Here is a 19,765-nt window from a genome sequence, read left to right on the forward strand (position 1 = left end):
CGCCCCGGATTCCACCCGATGCAACCAGCTAACCGGGGCGTAGATTCCGATTGTGACGAGCTACACGATCTCGGCGAGCTTGCCCAGCACTCCGTCGTAGATCTTCTTCAGCCCGCCCGGCGCGAAGGTCTTCTCGAAGAAGCCGCCGATGCCGCCCGCGCCGTCCCAGGTCGTCTCGATCCGCACGACACTGCGTTCACCCGCTTCGGTGACCGTCCAGGTGGTGACCATGCTGGAGTTCGCGTCGGTCTCGACCAGCGTCCCCGGCCGCGGCTCGGTGACGGTCGCGGCCACGTCCCGCACCCGCTTCGACGTCGCCTGCAGCTTCCAGCTCGCCTTCGTCCCGGCGCCGACGCCGCCCTCGGTCACCTGGTAGTCGCGGTAGTGCTCGGTGAGCAGCTTCGGGCGCGTTTCCGCGTAGTCGGCGACGAGCGCGCGCACCTTGTCGGCCGGAGCGTCGATCGTCCGCTCCGCAGTGGCCGTGACCTTGCCCATTTCACTCCTTCTCCCGGGGTTCGCGAACAGGCTCCACGATTTCACCGCCGCCCGCACGTCCTGCGGGCGCCCTCGCGACGTCCCAGATAGTGAGCGGCGCAAGTCCACCCTGGACAGCCGTTTCCGCAGGTCAGCGCGCCGCTGACGAGCAAAGAAGTGGCGTAACACGGTGTTAACGTCCGCTGGCCATCCTCCCCGCCATGCCCACCACACCCCGGCGGACCCGCGCCGACAGCGCCCGGCAGGTCGCCGACCTGCTGCGCCGTCAGGTGCTGGCCGAGGAGACGCTGCCGTGCGAGGAGGACCTCACGGTGGAGTTCTCCGCGACCCGCAACACCGTGCGGGAAGCCCTCGCGCTGCTGCGCGACGACGGCCTGATCGCGCGGCACCCCGGCGTCGGCACGGTCGTCGTCGGGCACAAGTACCCGCACGGGCTCAACCGGCTGGCCGGGCTCGCCGAGGTGCTGCGCGAGCACGGCGAGGTCACCAACGACGTCCGGACGGCGGACGTGGTGCCCGCGCCCGCCGTCGTGGCGCACCGGCTCGGGGTGCCCGAGCGCTCCGAAGTCGTCTACCTCGAACGGCTGCGGCGGCTCGACGGCGTCCCGCTGTCGCTCGACCTGACCTACCTCCTGCCGGAGATCGGGAAGCCGCTGCTGGACCACGACCTCGCCGGGCGGGACGTCTTCGCGCTCATCGAGGAGACGTCCGGGCAGCGGCTGGGCTACGCCGACATCGACGTCGAAGCCCTCAACGCCGACGCCGAAACCGCGGCCGTCCTGGCGGTCCCGCCGGGCGCGGCGCTGCTGCGGTGGGAGCGGCTGACGCACTTCGCCGACGGACGGCCCGTCGACCTCGAATACATCCGCCTGCGGGGCGACCGCCTGACCATGCGGGCCCGCCTCGACCGTTCCTGAAGGAGACCGCCGTGCCCCTCGTGCCCAGCCGGGTCGACGTCCCGGTCACGATCGACGAGTCGAAGTGCCTCGACGGCTGCCGGCTGTGCGTCGACATGTGCCCGCTCGACTCCCTGGCCATCGACCCGGACACCGACAAGGCGTACATGCACGTCGACGAGTGCTGGTACTGCGGGCCGTGCGCGGCGCGCTGCCCGACCGGCGCGGTGACCATCAACATGCCCTACCTGCTGCGATGAAGGCCGTCCGGATCACGCTCGCCGCCGCGCTGCTGGCCGCGGGCTGCACCGCGAACGCGTCCACATCGGACGAAGTCGGCGTCGTCGTCGGCTACCAGTCGAAGACGATCAACACGGTCACCGCGGGGACGTTGCTGCGCACGCTGGGGTACTTCGAGAAGCGCCTCGCCGATCTCGGCCGGCGGGACGGGAAGCGCTATCACGTCACGTGGCAGGACTACTCGACCGGCGCACCGATCACCGCGCAGATGGTCGCGGGCAAGATCGATATCGGCTCGATGGGCGACTATCCCCTGCTCATCAACGGTTCCCGCACGCAGGAGTTCGGCGACGGCCGCACCAAGCTGGTCGCCGCGACCGGCTACAACCTGCTCGGCGCGCTCAACATGGTCGTCGTGCCGCCGGGCTCGCCCGCGCACACGCTGGCCGACCTGCGCGGCAAGAAGATCTCCGCCAGCGTCGGCTCCGCCGGGCACGGCACCACCGTGCACGCCCTGCAGAACATCGGGATCGGCCCCGGCGACGTCCACCTGCAGAACCAGGCACCCGCGGTCGGCGCGTCCGGGCTGCAGTCCGGCGCGGTCGACGCGCTCGGGCAGTTCGTCGCGTGGCCGGGTCAGCTGGTGTTCGCGAACCAGGCGCGGCTGCTCTACGACGGCTCGGCGCTGAAACTGCCTACGTGGCACGGCGTTGTCGTCCGGGAGTCCTATGCAGACACTCACCACGACGTAGTCACGGAGTTCCTGCGTGCCCAGCGGGACGCGACGGACTACCTGCACGCACACCCGATGGACGCGGCACTGAAGGTCGCCTCCGCCACGAAGCTCCCGCCCGAGGTCGTCTACCTCTACAACGGCGCCGGCGGCATGGTCACCTTCGACCTGCCACTGAAGCGCCCGCTGATCGGCGCGCTGGAGACCGACGCGCCGTTCCTGCGCTCGATCGGCAACATCAAGCGGCTCGACCTCGGCGCGTTCGTCGACGACCGCTACCTGCGGGAGATCTACGGCCCGGCCTACGACACCGCTGCGTCCTCTTTGGACAATCCGGCCCCGGTGACGGGCTTCGACACGACGTGCTCGCGGCCGGCCACCGATCCGCGGACCGCCGGTGAGCTGTGGCTCGCCGGGGAAACCGTGACGCATCCCGCAGCCACGCCGTCGTGCCTGCTCAAAGCCGTTGCGCACGCGGGTAAGCCGGTCCGCGCGGCCTACGTCCCCGACGCGGCCACCGGCACCCGCTGGTTCGCCGACAAGGCCGTCTGGGTGCGCGACGCGGGCGGCGCGCTGCTGCCCTTCACCACCGAAGACGGCGCCCGTGCCCACCTCGCCACCCACCCCGGCGCGATCGTCGGCTACGCGCAAGCCGTGGAGGAGTCCCGATGACCCAGACCCTCGAGCACGAACCGACCGCGGTCGAAGCCCCGCCCGCGCCGCCGAGACGGCGGTTCGGCAGGCTCGCCGTCCGCGCAGGCAGCATCCTCGCCGCGCTGGTCGTGTGGGAGCTGCTGACCGCGTTCGACGTCGACCTGTGGCTGCACTTCGACCGCCTGCCCACCCCGGTCGAGGTCGCCCGCGACCTCGGCTACCAGCTCGGCACCGCCGTCTACTACCAGGACCTGCTCGACTCGCTGCGCCGGATCGTCACCGGGTTCGCGCTCGCCGCGGTGCTCGGGATCGCGCTCGGCACGGCGATCGCGCGCTCCCGCGGCACGTCCGACGTCGTCCAGCCGCTGCTGGAAGTCGTGCGGCCGATCCCGGCGATCGCGGTGGTGCCGATCGCGATCCTGCTCTTCCCCACCAACGAGCAGGGCATCGTGTTCATCACGTTCCTCGCGGCGTTCTTCCCGGTCGTGGTCAGCACGCGGCACGCGGTGCGGGCGCTGCCGGTGGTGTGGGAGGACGCGATCCGCACGATGGGCGGCTCGCGGCGGCGCGTGCTGTGGAACGTCGTGCTGCCGGGCGCGCTGCCCGGGGTGTTCGGCGGGCTGTCCGTCGGCATGGGCGTTTCGTGGATCTGCGTGATCTCGGCGGAGATGATCTCCGGCGAGTTCGGCGTCGGCTACCGGACCTGGCAGGCCTACACCGTCGTCGACTACCCCGGCGTGATCGTCGGGATGCTCACCATCGGCCTGCTCGGCTGGGTCACCTCGGCCGCCGTCGAACTGCTGGGCCGCCGCGCCACCCGCTGGCTGCCCCGAGGGGAGAACTCATGAGCCTGCGCATCGAGAACCTGGTCGTCCACTATGGACAGCGGACGGTGCTGTCCGGACTCGACCTCGCGGTCGCCGACGCCGAGATCCTGGCGGTCACCGGGCCGTCGGGGTGCGGCAAGTCGACCCTGCTGCGCGCGCTCGCGGGCCTGCTCCCGGCGTCGTCCGGGCGCGTGGTGAGCGGCGGCACCCCGGTGACCGGCACGTCCGCCGAGCGGGCGCTGGTGTTCCAGGACGACGGCCTGCTGCCCTGGCGTTCGGTGCGCCGCAACGTCGAGCTGCCGCTGGCCATCCGGCGCGTCCCGCGGGCCCGGCGGCGGGCCGAAGCCGAGTCGTGGCTGACGCAGGTCGGGCTGTCCGGCTACGAGGACCACCTGCCGCGCGAGCTGTCCGGCGGCATGCGGCAGCGCGTCCAGCTCGCCCGCACCCTCGCCGGGTCGCCGCGGGTGATCCTGGCCGACGAGCCGTTCGGTGCCCTCGACGCCCAGACGCGCACGGCCATGCAGCGGCTGCTCGTGGAGGTCTGGCGCAAGCGGCCGACGACCGTGGTGTTCGTGACCCACGACGTCGACGAGGCGCTGTTCCTCGCCGACCGCGTCGCCGTGCTGACCCGCGACGGGCGGCTGGCGAAGGTCGTCGAGTCGTCACGGCCGCGGACGGCCGGACCCGCGGTGGCGGCCGAGCGCGCCGAGGTCCTGGACGGGCTGGTGGCGGCATGACGTTCGAGGCACCCCCGCTGTCGGCGCGGACGCACTTCGAGACCGACGTGCTCGTGATCGGCGGCGGCACGGCCGGGACCATGGCCGCGCTGACCGCCGCCGAGCACGGCGCGAACGTGCTGCTGCTGGAAAAGGCGCACGTCCGGCACTCGGGTGCGCTGGCCATGGGGATGGACGGGGTGAACAACGCGGTCATCCCGGGCAAGGCGACGCCGGAGGACTACGTCGCCGAGATCACCCGCGCCAACGACGGCGTCGTCAACCAGTCCACTGTGTACCAGACCGCGCGCCGCGGCTTCGCGATGGTGCAGCGGCTGGAGAAGTACGGCGTCAAGTTCGAAAAGGACGAGTACGGCGAGTACGCCGTGCGCCGTGTGCACCGGTCCGGCAGTTACGTCCTGCCGATGCCGGAGGGCAAGGACGTCAAGAAGGTGCTCTACCGCGTGCTGCGGGCCAAGCACATGCGCGAGCGCATCACGATCGAGAACCGCGTGATGCCGGTGCGGGTGCTGACGTCTTCTGGGCGCGCGGTCGGCGCCGTGGGCTTCAACACGCGGACCGGGGAGTTCGTCACGGTTTCGGCGTCCGCGGTGATCCTGGCGACCGGCCCTTGTGGACGGCTGGGCCTGCCCGCCAGCGGTTATCTGTACGGTACCTACGAGAACCCGACGAACGCGGGCGACGGCTACGCGATGGCCTACCACGCGGGCGCGGAGCTGTCCGGCATCGAGTGCTTCCAGATCAACCCGCTGATCAAGGACTACAACGGCCCGGCCTGCGCCTATGTCGCCAACCCCTTCGGCGGCTACCAGGTCAACGCGGCCGGTGACCGCTTCGTCGACTGCGACTACTGGTCCGGGCAGATGATGGCCGAGGTGGCGCGCGAAATCTCCTCGGCGCGCGGGCCGATCTACCTCAAGCTGACGCACCTGCCGGAGGAGACGCTCGGCGCGCTGGAGAACATCCTGCACACGACCGAACGGCCGACGCGCGGCACGTTCCACGCCACCCGCGGCCACGACTACCGCACCCACGACGTCGAGATGCACATCTCGGAAATCGGCCTGTGCGGCGGGCATTCGGCGTCCGGCGTCTGGGTCGACGAGAACGGCGCGACGACCGTGCCGGGCCTGTACGCGGCGGGTGACCTCGCCTGCGTGCCGCACAACTACATGATCGGCGCGTTCGTCTACGGCGACCTCGCGGGTGCTCATGCCGCGGGTTCCCGGCGTCCTCCGGTGCCCTTGCCCGAAGACCAGATCGCCGCGGCGCATGCGCTGATCTACCGGCCACTGTCCACTCCGGACGGTCCGCCGCAGCAGCAGGTGGAGTACAAGCTGCGGCGGTTCGTCAACGACTACGTCGCCCCGCCGAAGACGACGGCGAAGCTGGAGATCGCGCTGGAGACGTTCGCGCGGATGACCGGCGAGATCGCGGCGATGGGCGCGCGGACGCCGCACGAGCTGATGCGCTGCGCCGAGGTGACGTTCATCCGGGACTGCGCCGAGATGGCGGCGCGGGCGTCGCTGGTGCGGACCGAGAGCCGCTGGGGGCTCTACCACGATCGCAGCGACCACCCCGGCCGCGACGACGTCTCGTGGCTGGCGCACCTGAACCTGCGCAAGACCGCCGACGGCGAGATGGAGTTCGTCAAACGGCCCGTGGCGCCCTACCTGGTGCCGGTGCCCGAGTTCTCGGTGCCGGACTTCCCCGTCGAGGTCCTCGGTACCCACACGGCGTTCAGCGGGCACACCCCGCCGGACGTCGCCACGGCCGCCCCGGCGCGGACGCATTCGTCGCCGCGGGTCCTCGAAGTCGTCGCGCTGGCGGAGGAGCAGTCGTCACTGGCCACGCTGGCTCGGTACCTGGCCGACCCGGACGCCGAGGTCCGGACGACGGCCATCGCGGTCCTCACCGAGTCGGCCCCGGACGGTTTCGGGGACGCACTGGTCACGGCGTTGCACGACATCGACGCACGGGTGCGCGCCGCGGCGGCGGCCGGGCTGCGGGAGCTGGTGGAGGTGCTGGCGCCGTCGTCCGCGGTGGGCGCGGGACTGCGGTCGGCACTGGCGGTGTCGGACGCGGACGTGCGTTCGGTCGCCCTGGACGTCCTGCGGGCGCTGCGCCTCGGCGACGAAGCGCTGTTCACCGCGGCGCTGGCGGACCCGGCGGTCGCGGTCCGGCTGGAGGCGGTGCGGGGCCTGGTCTCGCTGGACGCGGCGTCGGCGCTGGCCGGCGCGGCACCGGACACCGCGCGCGAGGTCCGGGTCGCGGTGGCGGCCGGGCTGGGGACGATCGGCGACCCGCGCGCCACCGGGACGGTGGCCGCGCTCGCCGCCGACCCGGACCCGCTGGTGCGGGCGGCGGCGCTGACGGCCGCGGCCGGCCTCGGCTGCGGCGGCGACCTGCCGCGGCTGGCGTCGGCGGCGCTGGCGGATCCGGCGTGGCAGGTCCGCCGCGGCGCGGCGACGGCACTGGGTGCGCTGGCCGGGCCGACGGAACCGCTGCTCGCGGCCCTGGAGGACGAGCACCCGAACGTCCGGCGGGCCGCCGTCCAGGCCCTCGGCCAGTGGGCGGAGGCCCCCGAGGTCGCGGCCCGGCTGCGGGCGCGGCGCACCGACTCGGACGCCGACGTCCGCGCGTACACGCGGATGGCCCTCGGCGGTTAGGCTGCCCGGCATGGGTCCGGGAGCGCACCGCCGGTCGACGGTGGCGGTGAAGGAGGCGCTGCGCGAGCTGCGCAACCAGCTGTCGCTGCTGAACCACCAGGTCGGCGCGCACCTGGCGCTCAAGGACGTCGACCTGGACTGCCTGGAGCTGATCGCCCGCCACGGCCCGCTGAGCCCGAGCGCGCTGGCCCGCCGCGCGGGCCTGCACCCGGCGACGGTGACGGGCATCCTCGACCGGCTCCAGAAGGGCGGCTGGATCGTCCGGGAACGCGACCCGGAGGCGGCCGACCGCCGTTCGGTCACGGTGCGCGCGGTCCGCGGCCGCAACGCGGAGCTGTTCCGGCTGTACTCGGGGATGAACGCGGCGCTGGACGAGCTCTGCGCCGGGTACAGCGAGGACGAGCTGGCGCTGATCGCCGGGTTCCTGAGCCGGGCGACGTCGGCGGGCCACACGGCCACCGGTGAGCTGGCCAAGGGCTGACCAGCGGTTTCTGTGCTGTACTCGGGGGCATGTGGCAGTCAGGCGACGCGTATGAGGCGTACATCGGGCGGTGGAGCCGCCGGATCGCGGAGACGTTCGTCCGTCAGCTCGGCGCCCCGCCGAGCAGGCGCTGGCTCGACGTCGGCTGCGGCACGGGCGCGCTGACCGAGGCGGTGCTGGCGGCGGCCGACCCCACCGAGGTCGTCGGGGTCGACCCGTCCGAAGGCTTCCTGGAGACGGCTCGCGCGGGCGTCACCGATCCGCGGGCGACGTTCACGGTCGCCGACGCGCGCTCGCTGCCGTTCCCGGATGCCCGGTTCGACGTCGTGGTCTCGGGCCTGGTGCTGAACTTCGTTCCCGAGCCGCCCCGCGCGGCGGCGGAGATCGCCCGGGTGACCGCGCCGGGCGGCCGGGCCGCCGCCTACTTCTGGGACCTCGCCGAAGGCATGCAGCTGATCCGCCGGTTCTGGGACGCGGCCGCCGAGCTCGACCCGGAGACGGTCGCCGAGCTGGACGAGGGCCGCAAGTTCACGCTGTGCCGCCCCGAGCCGCTCGGCCGGCTGTGGACCGAGGCCAGCTTCTCGGCGGTGTCGGTCGGGGAGATCACCATCCCGACGGTGTTCGCGGACTTCGACGACTACTGGCGGCCGTTCCTCGGCGCGCAGGGTCCGGCGCCGGCCTACCTGGCCACCCTCCCCGAGGACCGGCGCGACCGGATCCGCGAGCTGCTGCGCGACCGCCTGCCGGTGAACCCGGACGGGTCGATCCCGCTGACGGCCCGCGCGTGGGTCGTCAGCGGGACCGCTTAGCCGCCGGGAAAGCCACCGCGCGGTGGCAGCCCGCCCATTGACAAAAATATTTTTTACGTACAAGCTGATTTTCGCCATGAGAGACGTCGTCTACCTCGAACAGATCGAGCAGGCCGAGGCCCTGCTCAAGCCGCAGCGGATCGAAGTGCTGCGGCAGCTCGCCGAGCCCCGGTCGTGCACCGAGGTCGCCGTCGAGCTCGACCAGACCCCCCAGCGGGTCTACTACCACGTCAAACGCCTGCTGGAGGCCGGGCTGGTCGGTCAGGTCGCCGAGCGCCGGGTGCGCGGGATCCACGAGGGGATCTACCAGGCCACCGCCCGGTCCTACTGGCTCTCCCCCGGCCTGGTGGGGCGGATCGGGCTGCGGCAGGCGCGCGACCGGCTCAGCCTCGGCTACCTCGTCGACCTGATGGAGGACGTGCAGGCCGACGTCGCCGCCCTCGACCGCACCCGGCCGGACCTGCCCTCGATCGGCGTGTCCGGCGAGATCCGGGTGCGCCCGGACCAGCGCAAGGCGTTCCTCGACGAACTGCAGCAGACGCTGCAGGACCTGTTCACCCGCTACGGCGGCGCCGAAGGCGACGCGTTCCGCCTGGCCGTCGCCTGCTACCCGAAGGGAAATCCCGATGACCGAACCTGACCTGGTCCTGAGCGCGGTCGTGCCGGCCCCGCCGAAGGTCACGTGGGAGGCGCTGACCGACCCGGCCGCGCTGCGCGTCTGGCTGACCGAGCACGCCGAGGTCGACCTGCCCGGCAGGTACGAGTTCTGGGGCCCCTCCACCCCGGACGGCGCCGAGCCGCACCAGCGCGTACTGCACGTGGACGAGCGCAGCATCCGCTTCGGCTGGACCGTGGAGGGTGTCGAGGACACGGTGCAGTTCGAGGTGGACGAAGACGCGGACGGCACGCTGGTCACGCTCAGCCACAGCGATCTGCCCGGCTTCGACGAGATCATCAACGACAAGGCCGGTGCCCGCGGCGCGGTGCAGACGTTCTGGTCGCTGGCGATCGCCAACCTGGCCGACTACCTGGCCGGCCGCGAGCTGACCCCGAAGGTGGACTTCACGTCGAGCGAGCTGCGCGCGTCGGTCGTCATCGACGCGGCACCGGACGCGGTGTTCGACTCCATGGTCCAGCCGGAGCACTTCCGCAACTGGTTCCGCGCCAACGTGGACATCGAGCCGCGCCTCGGCGGCCGGTTCGCCATGGGCGGGTTCGACGTCGACCCCGGCGGCGCCAGGTTCGTCGAGTTCGAGCCGGGTCGCAAGGCGGCGCTGCGCTTCATCGACAACGAGACGACCACCTGGGAGCTGGACGGTTCGGACGGCAAGACCCGGCTCACCATCGTGCACAGCGGCTTCGACCCGTCGAACCCGCCGTACTCGGCTTGGGGCGGCTGGCTCGGCGGCCTCGCCGAGCTGCGGCGCTACCACGAGCTGGCGAACTGGCGCACGATCTGGCGCCGGATCGAGGTGGCCGGTGTCCCCGAGGGCGTACTGCTGACCGGCTAGCGGAGCGAGGGCCCTCGGAACAGCCGTTCCGAGGGCCCCGCTGCTCCTCAGAGGCCGGCCTGGGCCAGCCAGTCCTTCGCGACGTCCGCGGCCTTCTCGCCGTCGGAGTCGACGCGCTTGTTCAGGTCCCGCATGACGTCCGTGGTCAGCTTGGCGCTGACCGCATTGACCGCGTTGGCGAAGTCGGCGCCGCGTTCGTCGAGCACCTTCTTGTTCACCGCGGGCACGACGTTCTCGGTCGGGACGATGTTCAGGTCGTCCTTGAGCACCGTGTAGCCCGGGTCGGCGGTCAGCGGGCTGACCGAGTCGACCGGGATGACCGTGACGGCACCGGACTTGAGCTGCTGGACGCGCGGCCCGGCCTCCTGGATGGTCTGGAAGGTCACGTTCGTCAGCTTGTAGACGTCCGTGAAGCCCTTGAAGCAGGGAAGCCGCTTCTCGCACTCGGGCGGGCCCGCCATGACGACCTTGTCCAGCTTCTTCAGGTCGCTGATCGACGCGATGCCCTTGTCCTTCGCCAGGTCGGACTTGACGATGTAGGTGTTCTTGTCCTCGGCAGGCGCGAAGTTCAGCAGCGAGATCCCGCTGGGCTCGAACAGCTTCGCCAGCTGCTCGTGCTCCTCCTGCGCGGTCTTCCCGGCCTCCTTGCCGAAGCCGGTGGTGATCGCCGCACCCTGGTACTCCGGGATGAACTGCAGCTCACCCGACTTCAGCGACGGGTAGATCAGCTCCCGCGAGCCGAGGTTCAGCTTGCGCGTCACCGGATAGCCCTTGGCCTCCAGCGCCTGCGCGTAGATCTCGGCGAGGATCTGGCTGTCGGTGAAGTTGAAGGACGCGACGACGATCGGCGCCCCGCCCTTGCTCTGCGCGGCGGGCTTGTCACCGCTGTCGCTGCCGCCACCACAGGCGGCCAAGCCCAGCGTCGCCGCGACGGCCACCGCCGCCACGGACGCGTTCCGGAACCAGCGCACGAATCCCCACTCCTTCGTCACTCGAACAGACCAAAGGGACCCTAGCCCTGGCCACCGACAAGAATCCACATACTGGGAGGGAGTGTCCCGGATTCCCAGCCAGCGGAATTTCACCGCCCGATCGGGGTAAGGTCGGCCGGTGCACGTGACCGCGGTGACGCCACTGTCCGCCGACAGCGGACCGCCGATCTTCCAGTGGAAGTGGGTGGACCGCAACGCCGACGACATCGTCCAGCGCCTGGTCGAGCACATCTCCCTGACCGGCGCCGCACTGGGCATCGGCCTGGTCGTCTCGGTCGGGCTCGCGGTGGTCTCGCTGCGCTACCGCTGGTCGTACCCGGTGATCCTGAGCACGGCGGGCGCCCTGTACGTGATCCCCAGCCTCGGTGCGTTCGCGGTGCTGGTGCCGTTCTTCGGGCTGACGTTCGTCTCCGCGATGATTCCCCTCGCGACGTACACGCTGCTCATCCTCGTCCGCAACATCGTCACGGGCGTCGACCAGGTGCCGAACGAGGTCCGCGAAGCCGCGGTCGGCATGGGCTACACCCGCGGCAGGCTGCTCTGGCGGATCGAGCTGCCGCTCGCGCTGCCGGTGGTGATCGCGGGCCTGCGCGTCGCCGCGGTGACGACGATCGGCCTGGTGACGGTCACGTCGATGCTCGGCCTCGGCGGCCTGGGCTACTTCATCCGCCACGGCATCCAGACGCCGACGCCCAACCCGACGGAGATCATCGTCGGCATGGGACTGTCGGTGGCTCTCGCCGTGGTCGTGGACCTCCTTCTCTGGCTCAGCGAGCGCGTGCTGACGCCCTGGGCGCGGAAGGCACGGACGCGATGAGCTTCCTCGACCAGCTGGACGCCTGGCTCGCGGACCCGAACCGCTGGAGCTGGACCGACAAGGCAGGCGTCCCGTACCGGACGCTGGAGCACCTCAGGTTTTCCCTCCTTGCGCTGGTCATCGCGGCGGTGCTGACGATCCCGGCCGCGCTCTGGCTGGCCCACTACCGCCGTGGTGCGTTCCTCGCGAGCAGCGCGGTGAACATCGGCCGCGCGATCCCGAGTTTCGGGCTGATCATCCTGTTCTGGTACCTGGCGAGCCGCTGGGAGCTGGACACGACGTTCTGGCCGTTGCTGCTCGCCCTGGTCGCGCTGGCGCTGCCGCCGTTGTTCACCAACACGTACGCGGGCGTGGTGTCCCTGGAGCAGGACACAGTGGACGCAGCCCGCGGCACCGGCCACCGCGAGTGGCAGATCATGCTGAAGCTCGAACTACCCCTGGCGTCCCCGGTGATCCTGGCGGGCGCCCGGGTGGCGTTCCTCCAGCTGATCGCCACGGTGGCCATCGGCGCCATCGTCAACGACGGAGGCGGCCTCGGCCGCTACATCGTCGACGGCTTCGCCATCGGCGCCCAGGGCTACGGCGAGATCTTCGCCGGCGGCCTGGCCGCGGTCCTGCTGGCGCTGCTCTGCGACGGCGCGTTCGCGTTGATCACCCGCCTGGCCACGCCCCGCGGCCTCGCGTTGCAGACCGCACGCCGCTGACGCCGCCGGGGTCTACGCCCGCACGAACCCGTGGCTCCGCTCCACCTTCGCCACGTGCAGCGTGTAGCTCTGGTACCACTCGGCCCGGCCGCGTTGCTGCGCCGCCCGGTGCTCGGCGTTGGACCGCCACTGCGCGAGGGCCTCGGCGTCCCGGAAGTACCCGACGGTGATGCCCAGCCCACCGGGTGTCTGCGCGTGGTCCATCCCGAGGTACCCGGGAATGGCCCGCACCAGTTCTTCCATGCGCGCGTTGGTCTCGCGGTAGCCGTCCTGGTCCTCGGTGCGCACCGTGGTGAAGACAGCCACGTAGTACGGAGGCTCGAAAGCCCCCACCGGCGCTTCAGCGTGGTTGCTCATGCCGTCACCGTAGAGCCGGAGGCACCCGGAGAGCCAGCGCCTTTCGGATGTCCACTTCGGACAACCGGCAGCGCTAGAACGCACCGACGAGAATCAACACGCCGAGCGCGATCAGCACCACCGGCAGCACCACGTGCCCCCACCGCGCAAGCACCCGCGCGACGCCCGGCCGGGTCGCGAGAAACCGCCCGGCAACGCACCACACCGCCACCCCCGGCCAGGAACACCACCACGTAGCCCACCAGGCCCGCGGGCCCGGTCGCCGCGAAGGCGGGGACGTAGACGCCGACGTTGTCACCACCGTTGGCGAAACACACCAGGGCAATCCCCAGCAGTCCCGCCGACGGCGCCGACGGCTCGCCGTCGTCCCGGCGCCACGCCTGCCGGCCCGCACGGATCCCGAGCAGCACCGGCAGCACGCCCAGCCAGCGGACAGCACCGTCCGGCAGCAGCCCGGCACCGAGCGCTCCCGCCACCGACACGGCGAGGATCGCCGCGAAGCCGAGGAACTGCCCGGCCACGACCGCGAGCCGGCCACGCCGTCCGGCCGCCTGGCCGAAGAACACCGCGAGCAGCACGAGGTCGTCGACGTTCGTCACCGCGAACATCGCGGCCGCCCGCCCGAGCAGTCCGACGTCCAAGCTTCCCCCTCCCGGTAAACCGCTTGGCGACGGCCGGCGCGGCACAGGACGATTCTGCCCATGCCCGCCGTCACGCGCCGCAGCTACACCGGTCCGGAGGACCTGCGAGCCATGCAGGGCCTCGCCCAGCGGATCTGGTCGAAGGCGAGTTCACTGCACGTCGGGGACCTCGCGTGGCAGCGGTTCCAGCACACCGGCCGGGAAGCCGAATGGCCGACCGTGCTGTGGGAAGCGGGCGGCGAAGTCGTCGCGTGGGGCTGGATTTCGCTACCCGGTGAACTGATGCTGCTCGTGGATCCGGCGTGGCCCGGACTCGCGTCCGAGGTGCTCGGCTGGTTCGAAGACACCGCCTCCGCGGCCGAGCTCGCTGTCACCGTGCTCGACGCCGAGAAGCATGTCATCGCCGCGTTGGAGCGAAGCGGTTACGCGCTTCAGCAGAGTTCTGTTTTCCAGTCGTATATGTCTCGCCTCCTCGTGGATCTGCCCGCGCCGGTGGTCCCCGGCGGGTTCACCGTCCGGCCGGCCGGCCCGGACGATCTCGCTCGGCGTGTCGCCGTGCACCGCGCGGTCTGGCACCCGTCACGGGTGACCGGACCGAGCTACCGGAACGTCATGGCCGCCTGGCCGTACCGCTCCGGGCTGGACTGGGTTGCCGAGGCACCCGACGGCCGGTTCGCCGCCCAGTGCCTGATCTGGCTCGACGACCGCAATGCCGTCGGCGAGCTGGAGCCCGTCGGAACCTTGCCGGAGTTCCGTCGCGCCGGGCTCGGCCGTGCGGTGTGCCTCGCCGCGCTGCACGCGGCACACCACGCGGGTGCTCGCGAAGCCGTCGTGTATCCGGTGATCGGTCATCCGAAGTCCGTTGCTGCCCTCCCGTTGTATCGAAACCTGGGCTTCCGCCCCTACGCACGCACCCTCACCTTCACGCGGACCCGCCGTCGTATCCCTCCTTCCCCGGGGCCCGCGTCCCCGAAGGGCGCATGCCAACGAACGTAGCGCGCCCGCCGGCCCGGCCGTCCAATTCGGCGGCGTTCGGCGGCAGGTTGTCCACAAGTGGGCAACCCTGTGGACAACTCAGTGGATTCCCTTGCAGGGACCGGAAACTGTCGGTGCCGCGCGATAGGATCGAGACGGGGGCGCCCCCGCGGGCCCGGGTCAGGGGCCCGGCAAAGTCGCGCTGTGCCGTCGCGCTGAAGGTGTCCTTCGGTGTATCTGATGCGGTGAAGGGCGCCTTCACTGCATCTGAGGTAAGCAAGGTGCCCTTCAGCTCAGCATGAGCCGGCGGCCCCGAAGACCCGGGTGAGCCCTGCGCCTCGACGAGGTGAAGGACTCTTTCCTGTCGTCAGACGAGGTGAACGACTCGTTCATGACGTCCGGTCACCCCGCGGCACAGCGACTTAGCCGGGATCCTGCCGCGGGTGGGGCAAAGTCGGGCGGTACCACCGTGCTGAAGGGCACCTTCCTCTCATGCAAGGAAAGTTCAGCGCGGCCGAGCAAGCGAGCCGCGGCCGGAAGCCGGGACGGACCCGGGCGAAATCGTTCCAGCGATTCCGTCGAGGTCCCGGCCGATGCCGCGAACGACCTTCCCGTTGCCGGTCAAGGAAAAAGTTCAGTCCAGCGTCGACAGGTCGTTGAACCAGCCGGCCCGGCAAGCGGCGATCAACCGCTCGACCTCGGGCCCCAGCGACCGATCCGCCCCCACCGGCGGCACCACCGACCGCACCCACTCATAAGCCGCACGAAGACCCGCAGCGCCGTCACCCCCGGCGAGATACCGCGCCTGAGAACCCGCAATCAGCTCGCACGCCGTGATCGCGAAAAGGCGTGAAGCCGCCGCCCGGAGCTGCTCGCCCGCCGCTCCCGCAAACGCCTGCACGTCCTCCTGGCCCGCGGACGTGTCGATCGAACCGAGCGTCGCGGGCGTGGCCAGGCGCCGCAACGCGTGCAGCTCGCCGACCGCCCTCTTGTGCAGGGGCGCCAGCCCCGCCTGCGGGCCGGGATCGGCGGTCAGCTGTGGCGGGAGCCCGCTGAACCGTTCGTCCAGCAGGCGGTGCATCCGCTGGACCGCGATCTCGCCGAGGTGCACCAGCGCCGCCGTCACCGCGTCCATGCGCAGCCCCAGATCCACCGCGTGGTAGCCCGTTCCCGGCACGAACGAACCTTCGACGAAGGACGGCGAATCGCCCGGCATCGTCTCCCAGCGCCGCCACGTCGCGTGCAGGTCGCCGTTGACGCGGTCCGCGTGCGCGAGCGCCCGCGGCGCGACCCGCACCGAAAGCGGAGCCTGCACCAGCCCGGGCCGGACCGGGCCGGTGCCGGCCAGCCCGGTCAGCTCGTGCAGCAGCGTGCGCAAATGGTCATCGCCGCCTGCCATGACCGGCGAGAAGACCTCACGGGGCGCGCCCAGCACGTCGATCGCCATCGCCTCGGTGAGCGTCTGCAGGTCGATGAGCTGCTGTGTCTCCGCCCAGCCGCGCTGCGCGTGCATCATCGCCAGCGGGGACCCCTGCAGCAGCGAAGCTCCTTCCTTCGGCCCGAGCACGAAAGGCGCGGCTCCGCGCGCAGCCAGTGCCGAAGCGGCCGGGACCTCGACGCCGTCCTCCAGGACCGTGCCGATGCCGAGAAACGTCTGGAAGGCGTGCGCCAGCGGGATGATCTCGCCCGAGCTGCCAAGGCCGAAGCGCGGGACGGCCGGCGTGAAGCGGTCGTTCAGGCGGTCCACCAGGAACTGCACCAGCTCCGGGCTCACTCCCGACCACGGCTGCAGGAAGTCGCGCAGCCGGATGACGAGCAACGCGCGGACGTCCTCGGGTGGCAGCCACGGCGGCCCGCCGACCGCGCGGCCGATCAGCAGGGTGCGCTGGTGTTCGGCCTGCTGCCCCGCGTCGAGCGTGACGCCGGCGAGGCGGCCCATCCCGGTGGTGACGCCGTAGACCGGCCCGTTCCCTCGTTCGAGTGCTGTCAAGAGTGCTTTGCGGCGCTCGGACAGGGCCGCTACCAGCGCTTTGTCCAGAACCAGCCGTTCGCTGTCGGGGAAACCCCTGTCGGAGACGATCATCGGTAGGGCAACATGGTGCCGACGCCGGAAGCCTCGGCACGGGCGAGGATCATGTCCGCCACCGCAATGTCCGTTGTGGACAGTCCGCGGTGCCAGAACAGGATCCGTTCGGCGTCGTGCTCACGGCCGGGCTTCTTGCCCGCCACGATGTCGCCGATCTCGGCGTGGACCCCGTCCGCGGTGAGGAGGCCGGCGTTGAGCTGTGGGCGCAGGGCGCCGAACCGTGGGTTGCCGGACTGCGATTCGCGCCAGTCGTCGACGACGAGCTTGTCGATGTCGTCGAGCAGCGTGAGCTCCAGCGCGCTGATCGTGCCGTAGGGCACCAGGAAGGTGCCCGGCCGGAGGTACTCGCGGCGCACCAGCGCTTCGGGTTCGACCAGCCGGGAGGCCTCGACCTGGATGTCCGCGCCGTCCAGGGTCTCCTCGGCCGTGGCGCAGACGCGGACGTCCTTGCCGAGCCGCTCGGACAGCCGGCGGCCGAAGTCTTCGCGCGACTCCGGGCGCTTGCTGGTCACGCGGATCTCGGCGAAGTCGAACAAGGAGTCCAGCAGCACGACGTTCCACCAGGCGGTACCGCGGGCGCCGATGTGCCCGAGCACCCGGGCGTCCGGGCGCGCCAGGTACTTCGCGCCGACAGCGGTCATCGCGCCGGTGCGGGCCTCGGTGATCATCGTGCCGTCGACGATGGCCCGCGGCATGCCGGTGTCCGGGTCCAGCAGGAGGATCAACGCCATTTCCGAAGGGAGGTCCCGTTCGAAGTTCCCCACGAAGTCACCGACGACCTTCACGCCGCTGACCTGTTTCGACGACAGGTGGCCGCGGAGGATGTTGAAGTGGCCCTTGCCACCGTTGTCCGGCACGAGGTGCGTGCGCGGCTCGAAGACGACCTGACCACGGCCGTGGTCGGCGAGCACGTCCTCGACCGCGCCGACGATGTCGGCGCCGGTGATGCCGAGTGACTCGATGTCGGCACCGGTCAGGTACCGGAGCCGGACGGAGGTCACCGGGCGAGGTCCTCGACGACCTCCGCGCCGGGCAGGGCGGCCAGCGCGGTGCCGGAGATCAGCAGCTTGCTGCCCCGGATCCCGCTGCCGACCACGAGCTCGGGTGCGTCGGCGACGCGCTTGTCGATCAGGATGGGCCATTCGGCGGGCAGGCCGACCGGCGTGATGCCGCCGTACTCCATCCCGGTCAGCGAGACGGCTTCGTCCATCGGCGCGAACGACGCCTTGCGGACGTCGAGGCGGCGCTTGATGACGCCGTTGACGTCGGCGCGGGTGGTCGCGAGCACGAGCGCGGCCGCGAAGCGGACTTCGCCGGCGCGCTTGCCGGCGACGACGACGCAGTTCGCGGACGCCTCGAGCGGAGAGCCGTACGCCTCGCAGAAGGCGGCGGTGTCGGCCAGCGACGGGTCGATCTCGGCGACGCCGACGGCGTCCGGCTCGGCGAGCGCGGCCAGCGCCTTGGCGACGGGCTCGGCGAGCAGGTCAGTACGCGTGGGGGCGGGAACGACGGTGAGGCTCCCGGCGATCGTCCAGGTCACGACCCCATTAAAACAGCGCCCCCGCCACGGCGGGCGGGGGCGGGAAAGGAGCAAGCAGGAACTCACCAGCTGGAGCCGCCGCGCTGGACCTCGATGAGCTTGGGGCGGACGTCCACGATGTAGACCAGGGCCGCGGCCATGGCCGGTACCCAGAAGATCATGCCGGGGCCCATCACCGGGAACAGCACCAGGGCGAGCGTCGCGCCGCCGGTGATCAGCATCCAGATCGGCTTGGTCTTGCGGTCGGCGGCGGAATAGGCGTCGGCACGCTGAAGCAGCGCGTGCACGAAGGCGAAGAGCCCGACCAGCGCGCTGCCCCAGTGGATGACTTCGAGGATCCAGTAGGCAACAAGCACAGCGACAGCTTACGGCAAACCGCGCGAACGACCCCGGCCCCGCCGCCGGAGGTCCGGGGGCGGGGCCGGGTGTTCACGGTGTCGTCACTTGTCGGTCTTCGGCGCGGCCGGCTTCTTCGCGGCGGCGCTGGTGGTCGTCCGGCGGGCCGGGGCGGCCGTCTTCGGGGCCGTCTTGTTCGCGACCTTGCGGCTGGCCGAGCGGGTCTCGTGGGCCACGTCGTCGCCCAGCTCCTCGATGGCGTCGGCGGTCTCGCCGGCGACCTCGGTCACCTTGCGGGCGGCCTTCTCGCCTGCCGACCGGGTGCGCTTGGTCACCTTGGCCAGGACGCCGTCGACGCGCTCGCGGACCTCGCTGGTGACGTCCTCGACCTGGCCCTGCGCGGCGGTCAGGGCCTCCTCGAGCTGCTCGATGGCCTTCTTGACCTGCGGCTGCGCGGCGATCTTGTCCCACGCCTGCTCGCCCGACTCGGCCAGCTTGTTGTACAGCTTGAGCGCGGCCTCGGTGTACTCGTCGATGACCTTGCGCAGCTCGGCCGGGTCCAGCTTCTCGCGGAGGCTCTCGACGTCGGTCGGCAGCTCCTGCAGGTTCTTGCGGGCGGTCTCGCTGCCCTTGGCGACGTTCTCCTTCGCCTTCGCCACGGCGTCGGTGACGGCGTGCGTGGCCAGGTTGCCGGCGCCGAGCGCGGCGAGCAGCGGGGTGCGGACCTGGTCCAGTGCGGTGGCGACGGCCTTCTTGACGTCTTCGGTCTTCGGGGTGGTCATGCTGACTCCTTGGTGGCTGCGGCTGAAGTGGTGTCTGGGGTGTCTGTGGCGGGAGCGGACTCGGCGGCCGGCCGTGCCGCGGCGTTCTCCCTGCGGAAGGACTCGTAGACGTCGAGCAGGACCTGCTTCTGCCGTTCGGTCAGCTCGGCGTCGGCGCGAATCGCGTCGCCCACCGGACCACCCGTGGGCAGATCGAGGATCCCGGCCTGCACGTACAGCGCTTCCGCCGAAATGCGCAGGCCCTTGGCGATCTGCTGCAGGATCTCCGCGCTGGGCTTGCGCACCCCGCGCTCGATCTGGCTCAGGTACGGGTTGGACACGCCGGCGAGCTTCGACAGCTGGCGCAGCGAGATCTTCGCGTTGCTGCGCTGCTGGCGGATGTACTCGCCGATGTCGGAAGCGATGTCCGCGACCTTCTCCATGGGACCGCCGGATCCGTGCTGGTTCCCACCGGTTTCTGCCATCCGGTCACCTCCTCGCGAC

22 protein-coding genes and 1 pseudogene are annotated in these 19,765 nt (G+C 71.2%); 13 read left to right on the forward strand and 10 right to left on the reverse strand.

The window, feature by feature from the left end:
• Positions 1-60: 60 nt before the first annotated feature.
• On the reverse strand, positions 61-495 hold the full coding sequence (locus ABJI51_RS29540) for an SRPBCC family protein (protein WP_348954299.1): 435 nt from the start codon (positions 493-495) through the stop codon (positions 61-63).
• 200 nt (positions 496-695) lie between these two features.
• Between ABJI51_RS29540 and ABJI51_RS29545 the strand changes: the two genes are divergently transcribed.
• From ABJI51_RS29545 to ABJI51_RS29590, 10 genes are all read left to right on the forward strand, one after another.
• Entirely contained in the window at positions 696-1,412 is a 717-nt protein-coding gene (locus ABJI51_RS29545; RefSeq protein WP_348954300.1) for a GntR family transcriptional regulator, read from the forward strand.
• Between the two features lie 11 nt (positions 1,413-1,423).
• Positions 1,424-1,651 carry a 4Fe-4S dicluster domain-containing protein gene (locus ABJI51_RS29550; protein ID WP_176173465.1) on the forward strand — a complete coding sequence of 76 codons (228 nt, stop codon included), beginning with the start codon at positions 1,424-1,426 and terminating at the stop codon, positions 1,649-1,651.
• Positions 1,648-3,036 (forward strand): ABC transporter substrate-binding protein, encoded by a 1,389-nt coding sequence (locus ABJI51_RS29555; protein WP_348954301.1) that lies wholly within the window; start codon positions 1,648-1,650, stop codon positions 3,034-3,036. Before ABJI51_RS29550 ends, ABJI51_RS29555 begins: the two co-directional genes overlap by 4 nt.
• Positions 3,033-3,866 (forward strand): ABC transporter permease, encoded by an 834-nt coding sequence (locus ABJI51_RS29560; protein ID WP_348954302.1) that lies wholly within the window; start codon positions 3,033-3,035, stop codon positions 3,864-3,866. Before ABJI51_RS29555 ends, ABJI51_RS29560 begins: the two co-directional genes overlap by 4 nt.
• Positions 3,863-4,582: an ABC transporter ATP-binding protein gene (locus ABJI51_RS29565; RefSeq protein WP_348954303.1), complete on the forward strand. Its 720-nt coding sequence runs from the start codon at positions 3,863-3,865 to the stop codon at positions 4,580-4,582. The genes ABJI51_RS29560 and ABJI51_RS29565 overlap by 4 nt, the downstream gene beginning before the upstream one ends.
• Positions 4,579-7,251 carry a fumarate reductase/succinate dehydrogenase flavoprotein subunit gene (locus ABJI51_RS29570; RefSeq protein ID WP_348954304.1) on the forward strand — a complete coding sequence of 891 codons (2,673 nt, stop codon included), beginning with the start codon at positions 4,579-4,581 and terminating at the stop codon, positions 7,249-7,251. The genes ABJI51_RS29565 and ABJI51_RS29570 overlap by 4 nt, the downstream gene beginning before the upstream one ends.
• A 10-nt stretch (positions 7,252-7,261) precedes the next feature.
• A complete protein-coding gene (locus tag ABJI51_RS29575; RefSeq protein WP_348954305.1) occupies positions 7,262-7,732 on the forward strand; it encodes a MarR family transcriptional regulator in 471 nt (156 codons plus the stop codon).
• A 29-nt stretch (positions 7,733-7,761) separates the two neighbouring features.
• On the forward strand, positions 7,762-8,541 hold the full coding sequence (locus ABJI51_RS29580) for a class I SAM-dependent methyltransferase (protein WP_348954306.1): 780 nt from the start codon (positions 7,762-7,764) through the stop codon (positions 8,539-8,541).
• 76 nt (positions 8,542-8,617) lie between these two features.
• The gene (locus tag ABJI51_RS29585) at positions 8,618-9,181 is read left to right on the forward strand and encodes a helix-turn-helix domain-containing protein (RefSeq protein WP_348954307.1); all 564 of its coding nucleotides are present in this window, start codon (positions 8,618-8,620) and stop codon (positions 9,179-9,181) included.
• Entirely contained in the window at positions 9,168-10,052 is an 885-nt protein-coding gene (locus ABJI51_RS29590) for an SRPBCC family protein (RefSeq protein WP_348954308.1), read from the forward strand. Before ABJI51_RS29585 ends, ABJI51_RS29590 begins: the two co-directional genes overlap by 14 nt.
• Positions 10,053-10,099: 47 nt before the next feature.
• Here the strand turns inward: ABJI51_RS29590 and ABJI51_RS29595 are convergent, their stop codons facing one another.
• Positions 10,100-11,023: an ABC transporter substrate-binding protein gene (locus ABJI51_RS29595; protein ID WP_348954309.1), complete on the reverse strand. Its 924-nt coding sequence runs from the start codon at positions 11,021-11,023 to the stop codon at positions 10,100-10,102.
• A gap of 139 nt (positions 11,024-11,162) precedes the next feature.
• Between ABJI51_RS29595 and ABJI51_RS29600 the strand changes: the two genes are divergently transcribed.
• Both ABJI51_RS29600 and ABJI51_RS29605 read left to right on the forward strand, forming a co-directional pair.
• On the forward strand, positions 11,163-11,861 hold the full coding sequence (locus ABJI51_RS29600; RefSeq protein WP_348954310.1) for an ABC transporter permease: 699 nt from the start codon (positions 11,163-11,165) through the stop codon (positions 11,859-11,861).
• Positions 11,858-12,565, forward strand: coding sequence for an ABC transporter permease (locus tag ABJI51_RS29605; RefSeq protein WP_348954311.1), 708 nt, complete (start codon positions 11,858-11,860; stop codon positions 12,563-12,565). The genes ABJI51_RS29600 and ABJI51_RS29605 overlap by 4 nt, the downstream gene beginning before the upstream one ends.
• A gap of 12 nt (positions 12,566-12,577) precedes the next feature.
• On the opposite strand, the gene ABJI51_RS29610 is transcribed toward ABJI51_RS29605, so the two are convergent.
• Positions 12,578-12,922 carry an antibiotic biosynthesis monooxygenase family protein gene (locus ABJI51_RS29610; protein ID WP_348954312.1) on the reverse strand — a complete coding sequence of 115 codons (345 nt, stop codon included), beginning with the start codon at positions 12,920-12,922 and terminating at the stop codon, positions 12,578-12,580.
• A 73-nt stretch (positions 12,923-12,995) separates the two neighbouring features.
• Positions 12,996-13,563 (reverse strand): annotated as a pseudogene (locus tag ABJI51_RS29615) (cadmium resistance transporter).
• A 60-nt stretch (positions 13,564-13,623) separates the two neighbouring features.
• On the opposite strand from ABJI51_RS29615, the gene ABJI51_RS29620 reads away from it, so the two are divergent.
• Positions 13,624-14,559: a GNAT family N-acetyltransferase gene (locus ABJI51_RS29620; protein WP_348954313.1), complete on the forward strand. Its 936-nt coding sequence runs from the start codon at positions 13,624-13,626 to the stop codon at positions 14,557-14,559.
• A 613-nt stretch (positions 14,560-15,172) separates the two neighbouring features.
• On the opposite strand, the gene ABJI51_RS29625 is transcribed toward ABJI51_RS29620, so the two are convergent.
• The 6 genes from ABJI51_RS29625 to ABJI51_RS29650 form a co-directional block, all read right to left on the reverse strand.
• Entirely contained in the window at positions 15,173-16,621 is a 1,449-nt protein-coding gene (locus tag ABJI51_RS29625; protein ID WP_348954314.1) for an aromatic amino acid lyase, read from the reverse strand.
• Positions 16,618-17,625 carry an ornithine cyclodeaminase family protein gene (locus tag ABJI51_RS29630; RefSeq protein WP_348954315.1) on the reverse strand — a complete coding sequence of 336 codons (1,008 nt, stop codon included), beginning with the start codon at positions 17,623-17,625 and terminating at the stop codon, positions 16,618-16,620. Before ABJI51_RS29630 ends, ABJI51_RS29625 begins: the two co-directional genes overlap by 4 nt.
• Complete coding sequence (locus ABJI51_RS29635; RefSeq protein ID WP_348954316.1) at positions 17,622-18,164, reverse strand: YbaK/EbsC family protein; 543 nt, start codon at positions 18,162-18,164, stop codon at positions 17,622-17,624. The genes ABJI51_RS29630 and ABJI51_RS29635 overlap by 4 nt, the downstream gene beginning before the upstream one ends.
• A 62-nt stretch (positions 18,165-18,226) precedes the next feature.
• Positions 18,227-18,520: a DUF2516 family protein gene (locus ABJI51_RS29640; RefSeq protein WP_348954317.1), complete on the reverse strand. Its 294-nt coding sequence runs from the start codon at positions 18,518-18,520 to the stop codon at positions 18,227-18,229.
• An 84-nt stretch (positions 18,521-18,604) separates the two neighbouring features.
• On the reverse strand, positions 18,605-19,282 hold the full coding sequence (locus ABJI51_RS29645; RefSeq protein ID WP_348954318.1) for a hypothetical protein: 678 nt from the start codon (positions 19,280-19,282) through the stop codon (positions 18,605-18,607).
• Complete coding sequence (locus ABJI51_RS29650) at positions 19,279-19,704, reverse strand: helix-turn-helix domain-containing protein (RefSeq protein ID WP_348954344.1); 426 nt, start codon at positions 19,702-19,704, stop codon at positions 19,279-19,281. Before ABJI51_RS29650 ends, ABJI51_RS29645 begins: the two co-directional genes overlap by 4 nt.
• Positions 19,705-19,765: the final 61 nt, after the last annotated feature.

Origin of the sequence: Amycolatopsis melonis (assembly GCF_040064235.1) — a bacterium.
In the GTDB taxonomy this organism is placed as follows: Bacteria; Actinomycetota; Actinomycetes; order Mycobacteriales; family Pseudonocardiaceae; genus Amycolatopsis; species Amycolatopsis melonis.

Coding starts and splice junctions, on each gene's coding strand:
- ABJI51_RS29540 (WP_348954299.1), bottom strand. CDS start 495: ATGGGCAAGGTCACGGCCACTGCGGAGCGGACGATCGACGCTCCGGCC.
- ABJI51_RS29545 (WP_348954300.1), top strand. CDS start 696: ATGCCCACCACACCCCGGCGGACCCGCGCCGACAGCGCCCGGCAGGTC.
- ABJI51_RS29555 (WP_348954301.1), top strand. CDS start 1,648: ATGAAGGCCGTCCGGATCACGCTCGCCGCCGCGCTGCTGGCCGCGGGC.
- ABJI51_RS29560 (WP_348954302.1), top strand. CDS start 3,033: ATGACCCAGACCCTCGAGCACGAACCGACCGCGGTCGAAGCCCCGCCC.
- ABJI51_RS29565 (WP_348954303.1), top strand. CDS start 3,863: ATGAGCCTGCGCATCGAGAACCTGGTCGTCCACTATGGACAGCGGACG.
- ABJI51_RS29570 (WP_348954304.1), top strand. CDS start 4,579: ATGACGTTCGAGGCACCCCCGCTGTCGGCGCGGACGCACTTCGAGACC.
- ABJI51_RS29575 (WP_348954305.1), top strand. CDS start 7,262: ATGGGTCCGGGAGCGCACCGCCGGTCGACGGTGGCGGTGAAGGAGGCG.
- ABJI51_RS29580 (WP_348954306.1), top strand. CDS start 7,762: ATGTGGCAGTCAGGCGACGCGTATGAGGCGTACATCGGGCGGTGGAGC.
- ABJI51_RS29585 (WP_348954307.1), top strand. CDS start 8,618: ATGAGAGACGTCGTCTACCTCGAACAGATCGAGCAGGCCGAGGCCCTG.
- ABJI51_RS29590 (WP_348954308.1), top strand. CDS start 9,168: ATGACCGAACCTGACCTGGTCCTGAGCGCGGTCGTGCCGGCCCCGCCG.
- ABJI51_RS29605 (WP_348954311.1), top strand. CDS start 11,858: ATGAGCTTCCTCGACCAGCTGGACGCCTGGCTCGCGGACCCGAACCGC.
- ABJI51_RS29610 (WP_348954312.1), bottom strand. CDS start 12,922: ATGAGCAACCACGCTGAAGCGCCGGTGGGGGCTTTCGAGCCTCCGTAC.
- ABJI51_RS29620 (WP_348954313.1), top strand. CDS start 13,624: ATGCCCGCCGTCACGCGCCGCAGCTACACCGGTCCGGAGGACCTGCGA.
- ABJI51_RS29625 (WP_348954314.1), bottom strand. CDS start 16,621: ATGATCGTCTCCGACAGGGGTTTCCCCGACAGCGAACGGCTGGTTCTG.
- ABJI51_RS29645 (WP_348954318.1), bottom strand. CDS start 19,282: ATGACCACCCCGAAGACCGAAGACGTCAAGAAGGCCGTCGCCACCGCA.
- ABJI51_RS29650 (WP_348954344.1), bottom strand. CDS start 19,704: ATGGAGAAGGTCGCGGACATCGCTTCCGACATCGGCGAGTACATCCGC.